The sequence below is a fragment of the Zhongshania sp. genome (assembly GCF_041584495.1).
Lineage (GTDB): Bacteria > Pseudomonadota > Gammaproteobacteria > Pseudomonadales > Spongiibacteraceae > Spongiibacter.
In genome coordinates, this window is record NZ_JBFHDY010000118.1 from 1 (window position 1) to 10,753 (window position 10,753).

Sequence of the window (10,753 nt, forward strand, 5' to 3'; positions counted from 1 at the left end):
CACCCTTGCCGTTCGGCTAATCGTTCCCCTTGCCGGGCCGATAGTGGACTCTCACCACCAAGTCATCCAATCGCCACCACGCGGTTTGGAACAGCGCCCGTCACGGCGCTACGCGCCATGCCTGGCGCACGCAAAAAAAAACCGAGGCAACAAGCCCCGGTTTTTTTAGCGGCCGCCTAGGTGCGGCGGCAATACCAACTTACGCTTTTGCGTCTTCGATCTGATAGTATTCCATCAAAATCTTAGCCACTTCTGGACGCGAAAACTCCGGTGGCGGCGCAATGCCATTGCCCAACATTTCCCGCACCTTGGTGCCCGACAGCAATACGAAATCTTCTTTGCTGTGATCTGGCGCATCGCGCATCATGACAACCTTATCTAATTTCTTAGAGTAAGCAGTATGGTCGGCGCGGTAAATCTCGATATCCATGGCGCCAGCAGGTACTTTCTCGTCGAAAATAGTCTGAGCGTCAAAACCGCCGTAGTAGTCACCCACACCGGCGTGGTCGCGACCAACAATCAGGTGAGTACAGCCGCAGTTCTGACGGAACAAGGCGTGCAACACTGCTTCGCGCGGGCCAGCGTACAACATATCAAAGCCGTAACCAGTAATCATTACGGTGTTTTTGGGGAAGTAAACTTCAACCATTTTACGGATAGACGCGTCGCGAACATGCGCAGGAATATCACCCGGCTTAAGCTGGCCTAACAACATGTGAATCAAAATACCGTCAGTGCCAAGATCTTCCATGGCCATGCGGCACAGCTCTTCGTGTGCGCGGTGCATTGGGTTGCGTGTTTGGAAAGCAACCACCTTCTCCCAGCCACGCTCAGCAATTTCATTGCGAATCTCGACCGCGGTGCGGAAGGTATCGGGGAAGTCAGCCTGGAAGTAAGAGAAGTTCAGCACCTGAATCGGGCCAGACAACATGGTGCGGCCCTGAGCCTTAAAGGTCTGCACGCCGGGGTGCTTATCATCTAAGGTGCCGAAAATATTCTCGGCCATAAAGTCGATTTGCTCAGCGCTAACCACTTCAAGCGCTTCCACATCCATAATCGCCAACACAGGATTGCCGTCAACATTCGGGTCGCGCAAGGCAATGCGCTGACCGGCGGTAATACCTTGGGCATCTTTAGTCAGATTCACAATTGGTACGGGCCAGAACAGACCATCGGTGGTGCACAGGTCCTTCGCCACCGCCAAAGAATCAGCAAGATTCATATAGCCTTTCAGTGGGGTGAAGTAACCCGCACCCAGCATAACAGCATTCGCCGCCGCGGCAGAGCTAACCAGCAATGAAGGCAGTGTTTCAGCTTCGGCATTCAGGGCGTGGTGTTTTTCCGTGTCGTATACAAATAGTGGGCTAAGTTCTTCGGCGCCATGGGGTTTGATCATTTTGGAACTCCGTTAGTTGGTCTAGTACGGGTAGTAAGGCTATTCATTTTTACAACCAGGCTAGATGCGGGACGGGAGATGGGAGACGCTTAAAACCAAAGCGGTTTTGCGTTTTCCGTCTCCCGTCCAGCATCGCCCTTAAATTATTCCGCGCGCAGTCATCATTTCCAGCAGTACGGCCACTTCTTCTTCCAAGCTCTGCTCGTGGCTGTTTAATACCAATTCAGGCTTCAGTGGCGCTTCGTAGGGATCGTCGATACCCGTGAAGTTTTTAATTTCGCCAGCGCGGGCTTTTTTGTACAGACCTTTGGGGTCGCGCTCTTCGGCGACGGCCAGCGGCACATCAACATGAACTTCGATGAAGTCCATATCGCCCGCCACGTGCAGTTCACGAACAATGTCGCGGTCAGCGCGGTAAGGGCTAACAAAGCTCGACAATACGATAACGCCGGTGTCGACAAACAGCTTGGAAATTTCGCCAATACGACGGATGTTTTCAGTGCGATCTTCGGCGCTAAAGCCCAAATTTTTGTTAATACCCAAGCGAATATTGTCACCGTCTAAACGGTAGCAGAGGTGACCTTTTTCCATTAAGGCCTTTTCCAAAGCAACGGCAACCGTGCTTTTACCGCTGCCAGACAGGCCGGTAAACCACAAAGTGGCGCCTTTTTGCTTTAACAAGGCATTGCGGTCTTCACGGCTTACTTCGCCGTCGTGCCAATGTACATTGGTTGCTTTAACTTCAGTCATGTATTCAACTCCGCTGGGCTGCTGATCGTCAATTCGCTAATCGAACGCTGTTCAGTGCTAAGTGTGGCAGTTCAAACGACACTTAACGCTGAGGGTCGCCATAGTAAGAGCATTTTTATAACAAGTAAAACAGGCTATTATTATAGTCAGTATCGATTTTATCAATACTGACTTTTTCAAATCACCGCAGGCCAGCGCCATGAAATACACCATCCGGCAAATAGAGATTTTTCTCAGTGTAGCCAAATTTCAAAGTGTCTCGAAAGCGGCCGAGCATCTCTGTCTGTCGCAATCGGCGGCCAGCGCGGGCTTACAAAGCTTAGAAAGAGCCTACGGCGTGACGCTCTTTGATCGTCAAGGCAATAAGATCAAGCTCAACCCCATTGGCCACACTTTGCGCAAAGAAGCTGAAACCCTGTTCGCCCACTGCCAGCAATTTGACGATGCCTTAACCTTACATAGCGACATTGGCCATCTCCGCGTGGGCGCAAGCTTTACCATCGGCAATCATTTGGTGGTGCGCTACTTGGCGGATTACTTAAATAAATACCCGGAAGCCGACGTGCAGCTAGAGACCGCCAACACGCCGGAGGTAGTCGCCAAGGTACTGAATTACGAGGTTGACGTGGGCATGATCGAGCGCGAAGTTCAGCACCGCGAACTCGAACTCATTCCCTGGAAGGAGGACGAGCTGGTGGTGTTTTGCAGTGCCAGTCATCCGCTGGCAAAGAAAGGCGTACTCAACGACGCCGACATTAAAGCCGCCCGCTGGATACTGCGCGAACCCGACTCTGGCGCCCGCCATACCTTTGACCGCGCCCTTGCCGGATTGCTACCCGAGATCGCAATTTACCGAGAATTCAAACACAACGAGGCCATCAAAAGCGCCGTTGAATCGGGCCTTGGTATCGGCTGCCTGTCAAAGGTGGTTTTGCAAAACGACTTTCGCAATGGCGATTTAGTGCCCTTAAAGCTCGCCAATCGCGACATGACTCGGATGTTTTATTTTGCCCTGCCCAAACAGCGCCACAACAAAAAAGCCGTGGAGTTCTGGATTTCGCTATGCAGTAAACTGGGCGAATAAATTACCTTGTCCAGTTTATACTTGCCTAAACGACGAAGCGCTGTCGATACTCAGCAAACTGCGCCTTCAAGCCCGCTTCCGTTAAGCCAAACTGCGCTAAGGTATATTCGTGAGCTGGCCGACTGTCACGACGATTGGCTTCCTGGTGCTGCTCCATCGCCAGCTGCGCCGCTTCGGTAAGTTCCATACCAATAAAGTTGTAGACTTTCTGAACCGAGCTTAAGGGATCGGCAACCGTATCTTTATACCAAACATCCAAGAACGCCTCGGGTTGGCGATCACGGGTTTGCAAGGTATGTAAGGTGCCTCTGGCGTATTTCGCAGCCCACTGTTCCCCCACCACTTTGCCATCAACATCATCACTTCCCAAAACCCACAGGTTGTAATTCATACTTGCTGCCGAGGGTATAGTTTGCAGTGGGTCGCGATGGGTTTGCACAATTTTGGCGTCAGGAAACACCTTCAATAAGGTCGCAATATGGTGGATATGATGAGGGGTTTTTAGCAACCAACACGCCGCCTGTTGGCCGCTGCGCTTTTTTTGCCACTGCAATAACTGCAACAGCCGCCTTAGGTACAGATAGGCAGGGGTATTGTCATTCTCGTCGTTCCATTTTCCGTAACTCGGCACATTGCAAAAGGCATCGGGTACCGTGCTGTAAAAGCTGTGTTCCAATAATAAAATATCTTCATCCGCCGCTATCGGGTCCATGGGGTGAATAGCCGCAATTTCTGGATTTGCCGCCAACATGGCGGCCACTTCCGCCTCTGCCGAGCTGATACGCGGGTCTTTAGTTTTAAAATCCCAATCTAATTCGGGCGCTGGATTTCGCACTTCGTACCACAACGGCGCATAAAACCGCCGGTCCGCCGCAAGTATGCGATGGAAAAAGGTTGAACCTGTGCGCTGCAAGCCAATAATCACCACTGGCGCAAGGATCTCTTCGTTCAATATTTCCGGGTGTTTAGCAATCCAGGCCTCCACACGCAGTCGATTAATGAGAATATTCAAAATCCGCTGATATTGGCCAAAACGACCACCAGCATTGAGGTTTGCCTCGTCATTTAAAGACTTGAGCAATACCGCCAATGGCTCACGAAAAGAGTCATCACCAAAGTCATTTAGACCAGTGACCTCGGAGGCTTCACGTAATAAAGCGGCCACGCTTAAATCCACCGCTGGTATTGCCACTGTTGTATTACCTTGCTCTGTGCCCACGGAAAATCTCCTTTTTATTTATTATGCGACCAATCACAATGCCTGTATTAGCGGCGGCAATTCATCAATTTTTACCACTCGGCACTGCGGCTGAGGGTGCTCTACAGCGCCTATCCACCGAAATGCCATCGTCCCCTCGCGATGACCGGTGGTATCTAACCAGTTAACGCAGTTCAGATCTGCTGCGCCAACAACAATGCTGACGCCGCCATCTGGCCGATAATGCGCGGTATGCTTATTAAGATGAATTTGCACATAGCGATATTCCAGAGACTCCATCCAATAATTATTCAACTGAAAATTCCAGTTGTCGCATTCCGGAATACGGTCTACCTCAATCAATAAGGCCTCGTCATCTGCCAACGTAAAATAGCCGTGGTAGTAAAAAATATTGGGATCACCACCAAGTTTCTGGCAATAAGCCTGATCGGCTGGTGGCAGGGAGTTTGGGTGCGCCTTAAAGTCTTGCGCCCAGTCTGCGAACAAGCTCGCAGTGCCCTTCACAAAGGCGGTGGTTTTACGCAAACTTTCTGCGAGCTGCTTTGCTTGCAAAGGCGTAGGCTTTACGCCATCAGTGTTAAGGCGCTCAATTCTAAGATCGGCAAACACCTCGGTGTTTCGGTCTAAAAAGGTTTCGCGCACCAAAACAGCAAGCGTGTCGTCGGTAATTTTAAGCCAATTGCCCGGCTGCGGATGCCGCGACAAAATCACCTCCACACTGCCGTCGGCATTGACCGTCAAGCCGCTGTGGGTATCTAGCGATGCCACCGAGCGCATATTGCCATCGGCCTCTTCGTAGCCCCCCGCAATCGCAATAAACCCCAAATACGCGACCGCGCCCCGACTGCCACTAATGCGATAGTCGTTCATGCCATCAATTTCGGCGCGCAGATAAATATTGTCTGGGTTGTCTGCACCAATTTTCGCGGTTTCATGAGAAGGCCGATAAAATGTCGGAAAATCGCGGTCACTGCACTCCATAAACATATCGAGGCCAATACGGGTCAAGCGCGTTAAGTAACGCCAGCCTTCAGCGCGATTAAAGGCGTCGTTTGGCGCCTCAGCCCGAAGAATTTGCTGCCCCGCCGCCTTCAACTCGTCACAGAATTGTTCCCAAATTTCGCCGCTGACGACCTCATCGACTGAATTATCTGCCATTGCCTGACCCCTTTTATTATTGAGGCAGTGTGGCAGTTTTACAGAGGTGCTTATATCACCCAATTAGATGACGCCGATGGAGACGAGCCTGAAGTCGGAGGTCTGATGTCGGATGCATGGGGGCTGTATACTGCACGGGAGACGCTAAGTCAAAAGCAGATTCCCGCATTCGCTGTAGTTAATAAGCGCAGCGCATACTTTTAAGCGTCTGCCGTCTCCCGTCCAGCATTTAGCTTCCTCAGTCAGCGGTTAATTCTAACAGGGCGCTCTTTTCACGTCCGACATCAGACCTCCGACACCCGACGACTACGCCTTCGGCGCCCGCCCTTCTCGTACCGCCAACTGCCAGCCCAAACCATCAAGTAACTCACCGTCCTCGTCCATGGGCGGATAAGCCAAGCCCTTGGCGCGACAGTAATCGGCCATTTTCGACTGCGCCCACTCGAACAAGGTGCGCTGATAGCTCTCATCATCGAGGCGAGGCTTGCTATATAGGCCCACAAGCTGCCGTTGGCGCTGAGCCTCGGCCAAGATAATGCCTGCGGCAACGGAGACATTAAAAGACTGCACCATGCCCATCATTGGTATGGTGATAAATGCGTCGGCGAGCGCACAACCGGCGGGGCTGACGCCAAGCTTTTCAGCCCCCATTAAAATCACGGTGGGTTTGGTGTAATCCGCGTCCCTAAAATCAACAGCGCCTTCGCCAAGGTGGGCTGCCAGCACTTGGTAGCCCTGCGCTTTTAAGGGCACCAAGGCCGTCGTCACATCCTGCTTACGCTCAACCTTCACCCAGCTGTGCGAGCCCATCGCCGTGCCGCGGAAGGCTTTGTAGTCTTTATCCGGAATAACACAATGCATACTGCCAATACCAGCAGCATCTGCGGTGCGCACAATCGCTGAGAGATTGCGGCTTTTATGCACATTGTCAGTAACAATAGTGAGATCCGGCTGACGGTATGCTAAAACCTGACGCAGGCGTTGGAAGCGTGCTGCGGTCATTGTTGGGGGCCTCAAGAATAAATGGGGCATAAGTTTACAATAGCCCACAGCGCAGTGAAACATCGGCTTGGGTGACGCTTGACGGGCGCCTGCAAACGGGTCGCCAAACACCGCGCTGTTTTCTTGCCTTAGCGTTTTGCGTCTCCCACTCCACGCGTATCGCCTTATATTCTATCCGCTGCCCGCCGCTAAGACGCCGCTATCACCGCTACCGTCAGCCGCGAAACACACACTGTTTTATCGGTTTCATCAGCAATACGAATTTCCCACACTTGCGTGCTGCGACCAATGTGTGCTGCTTTTGCCACACCCGTGACCAAGCCGCTGCGCACTGAGCGAATATGGTTGGCATTGATATCCAGCCCTACGCAAACAAAGCCTTTCTCACAGGCTAAATTAGCCGCAAGACTGCCCAGCGTTTCGGCGAGTACTACTGAGGCGCCGCCATGAAGAATCCCAAACGGTTGATGGGTACGCCTATCGACCGGCATAGTGCCCGTAATAGAGTCCGCGCCAATATCGGTAATAGTGATTCCCAGCACCTCGACAATGGTATTCGCCGACATTGCGTTAGCTTCATCTACACTGGGGGTGCTTGTCCAAATCGTCATGTCATGTTCTCTTGGTCATTCTTGAAAAATTACAGCACTGCAAACGGTCATGAAAAGGCGAAAAATATCCGCTGGCATTACAAGTTTACTCTGCTAACATGGGCGTAATAATAGCTTAGCTTACGCACCGGAGGATACCCTATGTCAATGATCCCAAGAACTGTTTACGAAGAAGAGCATGAATTGTTTCGCGGCTCGGTCCGCAAATTCTTAGAAACCGAAGCGGCGCCATACCACGCACAGTGGGAGAAAGATGGCCAGGTTGATCGCGAACTGTGGATCAAAGCTGGCGAACAGGGCTTCCTTTCCCCTAGCGTCGCTGAAGAATACGGCGGTGTTGGTGTCGACTTCCGCTACAACGCTATTGTCGACGAAGAATGCGGCCGCTCAGGCTTAACCGGTATTGGCTGGGGATTGCACTCAGATATCGCGGTACCTTACATCGAACGCTACGGCACTGAAGCGCAAAAACAAAAATACCTGCCCAAGTGCGTTACCGGCGAAACCATCATGGCTATTGCCATGACCGAACCCGCAGCGGGCTCAGACTTACAGGGCATTAAAACCACCGCAATTAAAGACGGTGACGACTACATTATTAATGGCTCCAAAACGTTCATCACCAATGGCCAGCTTGCCGATCTCGTTATTGTCGTCGCCAAAACCGATCCCAGCGCTGGCGCCAAAGGCATCAGCCTGTTTTTAATGGAAGCGGGCACGCCCGGTTTTACCAAGGGTCAAAATTTAGAGAAAATCGGTCTTAAGGCGCAAGACACCTCAGAGCTGTTCTTCCAAGACGTGCGGCTATCAAAAGATCAGTTACTGGGCGAGGAAGGCAAAGGCTTCATCTATATGATGCAAGACCTTCCGCAAGAGCGATTAAACGTGTCCATTATCGCTATCGCAAATGCCGAGTCGATTCTGGAACAGACCATCGCTTACGTGAAAGAGCGCAACGCTTTTGGCAAAACAGTTGCTACATTTCAGAACACCCAGTTCAAATTGGCTGAACTAGAGACCCAAGTTTGCGCCGCTAGGGTGTTTTTGGATCGCTGTCTAGAACTGCACGTTGCGCACAAATTCGACTCGGTAATGGCTGCAAAAGCCAAGCTACTTACCACTGACCTCCAGTGCAAAGTAATCGATGAATGCCTGCAGCTGCACGGTGGCTATGGCTTTATGTGGGAATACCCAGTGGCTCGCGCTTTTGCCGACTCACGCGTTCAGCGTATCTACGCCGGTACTAACGAAGTAATGAAGCTGATCATTGGCCGCGACTTGCTAAAGTAAGCCTGCCATAGGGGTCAACTAACGGGGCTGCTTGCAGCCCCTTTTTTATGCCTTGAATTCAATATACAAAATTAATTGCTATGGCCCAATTGCGTTACTGGGGCAGCCTGCAAAGCCAGCAAACTACTTTGATCAACCATAATTAAGCCGCGCTTGGGGCGATCAAGATCAATAATAATAAACACAATCATGGCAATTAAAAACGACACCATCAGGGTCGGCGCCACCACTCGTTTACCACTTAAACCGCTTGAATACCCCAGCATGCCGCCAGAGGCAATAAACACCGTAAACAACAGCAAGAGCACAACTTCCGGCACCCGCATTTGCTGTAAAGCATTGCGTTTTCCTTGGCTGTCGATCATCTCGTTTAAGGAGTTAACAAAGGCTCCAGACGTTACCGGACGCGGGTCGGCATTGGTTGCCGCCACAGCCAGCGCCCACAATTCACTTTGCAGCGCGGCAACCGTTTGATTGTATTTTTTACGTTCCAAAGCGTGGCTTAAATCAACCTTACCAATCGCAATGCGCATATCAACATAACGTGCCAGCAAGGCATTGGCCTCCTCCTGAAACTGCACCGGCAAGAGTTGCACCCGTAAGCTCGCAGTGCCAATAGCATTGGCTTCGGCAATTAAAGCCTCACTGCGGCCGTCAAAACGCTGCATAGACATGCTGAAGGTAAAACCTAATAACAGCGCTAACAAGCCGAGAATACTGCCCTGTATCGATCCCGTCAGCGTCTTTACCTCGGAATCCGTACTGTGTTGCACAAAGCGACCAATTCTAAAACCGACTTCATTCAACAAGACAATAAGAAGAAACAAAACACCGGTAATCAACAGGCTGTCGTAATTATAAAGAAAGGGCTGGGCCATGGTACTTCCTAGGTTTGAAATCACACGCGGTCAACAGCGAAAGACCGCCACAAATGCTGACAACCCTAGTATAAACAACGCACGGGGAAGCACTGGCCATTGGTGGAGAAAAGAATCAAAAAGTTCCAGTGCTAACAAGGATAATTATCAACACCCAAATTAGCAGGAGAGAAGCGGACGACGACGGCGCCCTACAGTGAAAACACCACATTTTCCTTAGGCGTAATAATCAACCGCAAGCCTACCGTCACTGGCAGCTAAGACGTCAGCTTGATTGCCTAACTCATCATCGCGCTTATCACTACTCGCTAGGTCGGCATTCGCCGCACGTCCGTTTAAATCGCGCTGACCAGTTGACTCACCGGAAAATTGTTGGTTGCCATTGGCTGCAGCGCCGTTGCCAAGATTTGGGTTGTGACTAACTTTTACCTCATCCAAGCGCAAGCCTTGCTGCTCAAGACTGCTATTTAGGCGCGGCAGCATTTTTTCAATTAAATCACTGGTATCACCATTCTGCGTTTGAAACTGCACCGAGGTACTGTCTCCCTGCATAGATAGCTGAATGTGGATACTACCCAGCTCTGCTGGATTCAATTGCATAGTTGCGGTGTGAACACCGTTATTCATCATTATACCAATCCGTGCGGCCATAGCCTGCCCCCAACCAGGGTTGTCGACCAAACTCTGACTCATGGTCAATGCCACGGGCGCACGCGATGCGCTGCTACTCGCGCTATTTAAGTTGTCTTTAAGTTGCGACATCGCCGCCAACTCACCAAGCTCCACATCCACGTTAAGGCTTTCTAGCTTTTGGCCTTTGCTTTGCATTAGCCCCTCACCTACCGCAACGGCACCCTGCAGCGCCGCCGCAAAGCCAGTTGCTTGGGGTGTTAGCGCAGGCTGAGTCGCGGCCAGTAACATTGGCGCTTTACCCTGATTTTCGCTCTGCAGGAGTTTTGCTTGCTGTAAGAGAAGCTGGTCTACCGCCTGTTGACCGCGATTACCGCCGCTCAGTGCGTTGTTGTCGTCAATGCTCATCGCTGCGCCCAGCTGAGTTCGCGACCAGTCGATTTGCACCTGCTGCCAGCCCACTACGCTGTGTTCAGCATCTAAACCGTCTGCGCCCCCCGCGAGTGCGGTGCTAGCGGCACTGACAGGCGAGCTGAGCGGCAAATCTTTGCCCACTAGCGGCAAGTCTTTGCCGCTCGCAAGATTCTGCGCCAAGACATTTAAGCCACCACCAGCTTCTTCAGTTAACAGACCCAAAGCATCGGCATCGCTCGGTGTGTCGGTGTCGGTATGAAGATGACTGGCCTTGCCCATATTTCCGGCAAGCAATTGATTAAAGGGCAATTGCGAGGTCGA

10 protein-coding genes are annotated in these 10,753 nt (G+C 51.5%); 2 read left to right on the forward strand and 8 right to left on the reverse strand.

The genetic code is table 11. The features are described from left to right. Window positions 1-199: 199 nt before the first annotated feature. Window positions 200-1,396 carry a sulfate adenylyltransferase gene (gene sat / locus ABYP33_RS15320; RefSeq protein WP_373092033.1) on the reverse strand — a complete coding sequence of 399 codons (1,197 nt, stop codon included), beginning with the start codon at window positions 1,394-1,396 and terminating at the stop codon, window positions 200-202. Window positions 1,397-1,534: 138 nt separating this feature from the next. Beyond that, window positions 1,535-2,146 (reverse strand): adenylyl-sulfate kinase, encoded by a 612-nt coding sequence (cysC, locus tag ABYP33_RS15325; RefSeq protein ID WP_008249230.1) that lies wholly within the window; start codon window positions 2,144-2,146, stop codon window positions 1,535-1,537. A gap of 199 nt (window positions 2,147-2,345) precedes the next feature. On the opposite strand from cysC, the gene ABYP33_RS15330 reads away from it, so the two are divergent. Continuing rightward, window positions 2,346-3,230 carry a LysR family transcriptional regulator gene (locus tag ABYP33_RS15330; RefSeq protein ID WP_373092034.1) on the forward strand — a complete coding sequence of 295 codons (885 nt, stop codon included), beginning with the start codon at window positions 2,346-2,348 and terminating at the stop codon, window positions 3,228-3,230. A 25-nt stretch (window positions 3,231-3,255) separates the two neighbouring features. On the opposite strand, the gene ABYP33_RS15335 is transcribed toward ABYP33_RS15330, so the two are convergent. The 4 genes from ABYP33_RS15335 to ABYP33_RS15350 all read right to left on the reverse strand — a co-directional run bounded on the left by ABYP33_RS15335 (window position 3,256) and on the right by ABYP33_RS15350 (window position 7,220). Continuing rightward, window positions 3,256-4,449, reverse strand: coding sequence for a sulfotransferase (locus ABYP33_RS15335; protein WP_373092035.1), 1,194 nt, complete (start codon window positions 4,447-4,449; stop codon window positions 3,256-3,258). A gap of 33 nt (window positions 4,450-4,482) precedes the next feature. Then, on the reverse strand, window positions 4,483-5,607 hold the full coding sequence (locus ABYP33_RS15340; protein ID WP_373092036.1) for a DUF1214 domain-containing protein: 1,125 nt from the start codon (window positions 5,605-5,607) through the stop codon (window positions 4,483-4,485). A gap of 306 nt (window positions 5,608-5,913) precedes the next feature. Beyond that, window positions 5,914-6,609: a tRNA (guanosine(18)-2'-O)-methyltransferase TrmH gene (gene trmH / locus ABYP33_RS15345; RefSeq protein ID WP_373092037.1), complete on the reverse strand. Its 696-nt coding sequence runs from the start codon at window positions 6,607-6,609 to the stop codon at window positions 5,914-5,916. A 188-nt stretch (window positions 6,610-6,797) separates the two neighbouring features. Then, window positions 6,798-7,220, reverse strand: coding sequence for a hotdog fold thioesterase (locus ABYP33_RS15350; protein WP_373092038.1), 423 nt, complete (start codon window positions 7,218-7,220; stop codon window positions 6,798-6,800). A 147-nt stretch (window positions 7,221-7,367) separates the two neighbouring features. On the opposite strand from ABYP33_RS15350, the gene ABYP33_RS15355 reads away from it, so the two are divergent. Further along, window positions 7,368-8,510, forward strand: coding sequence for an acyl-CoA dehydrogenase family protein (locus ABYP33_RS15355; RefSeq protein ID WP_373092039.1), 1,143 nt, complete (start codon window positions 7,368-7,370; stop codon window positions 8,508-8,510). A gap of 71 nt (window positions 8,511-8,581) precedes the next feature. Here ABYP33_RS15355 and ABYP33_RS15360 read toward each other — a convergent pair whose 3' ends face one another. Together ABYP33_RS15360 and ABYP33_RS15365 are read right to left on the reverse strand one after the other, a co-directional pair. Continuing rightward, entirely contained in the window at window positions 8,582-9,388 is an 807-nt protein-coding gene (locus tag ABYP33_RS15360; protein WP_373092040.1) for a hypothetical protein, read from the reverse strand. A gap of 216 nt (window positions 9,389-9,604) precedes the next feature. Then, the coding region (locus tag ABYP33_RS15365) for a flagellar hook-length control protein FliK (protein ID WP_373092041.1) at window positions 9,605-10,753 on the reverse strand (1,149 nt) is incomplete at its 5' end.

Coding starts and splice junctions, on each gene's coding strand:
- sat (WP_373092033.1), bottom strand. CDS start 1,396: ATGATCAAACCCCATGGCGCCGAAGAACTTAGCCCACTATTTGTATAC.
- cysC (WP_008249230.1), bottom strand. CDS start 2,146: ATGACTGAAGTTAAAGCAACCAATGTACATTGGCACGACGGCGAAGTA.
- ABYP33_RS15330 (WP_373092034.1), top strand. CDS start 2,346: ATGAAATACACCATCCGGCAAATAGAGATTTTTCTCAGTGTAGCCAAA.
- ABYP33_RS15340 (WP_373092036.1), bottom strand. CDS start 5,607: ATGGCAGATAATTCAGTCGATGAGGTCGTCAGCGGCGAAATTTGGGAA.
- trmH (WP_373092037.1), bottom strand. CDS start 6,609: ATGACCGCAGCACGCTTCCAACGCCTGCGTCAGGTTTTAGCATACCGT.
- ABYP33_RS15350 (WP_373092038.1), bottom strand. CDS start 7,220: ATGACGATTTGGACAAGCACCCCCAGTGTAGATGAAGCTAACGCAATG.
- ABYP33_RS15355 (WP_373092039.1), top strand. CDS start 7,368: ATGATCCCAAGAACTGTTTACGAAGAAGAGCATGAATTGTTTCGCGGC.
- ABYP33_RS15360 (WP_373092040.1), bottom strand. CDS start 9,388: ATGGCCCAGCCCTTTCTTTATAATTACGACAGCCTGTTGATTACCGGT.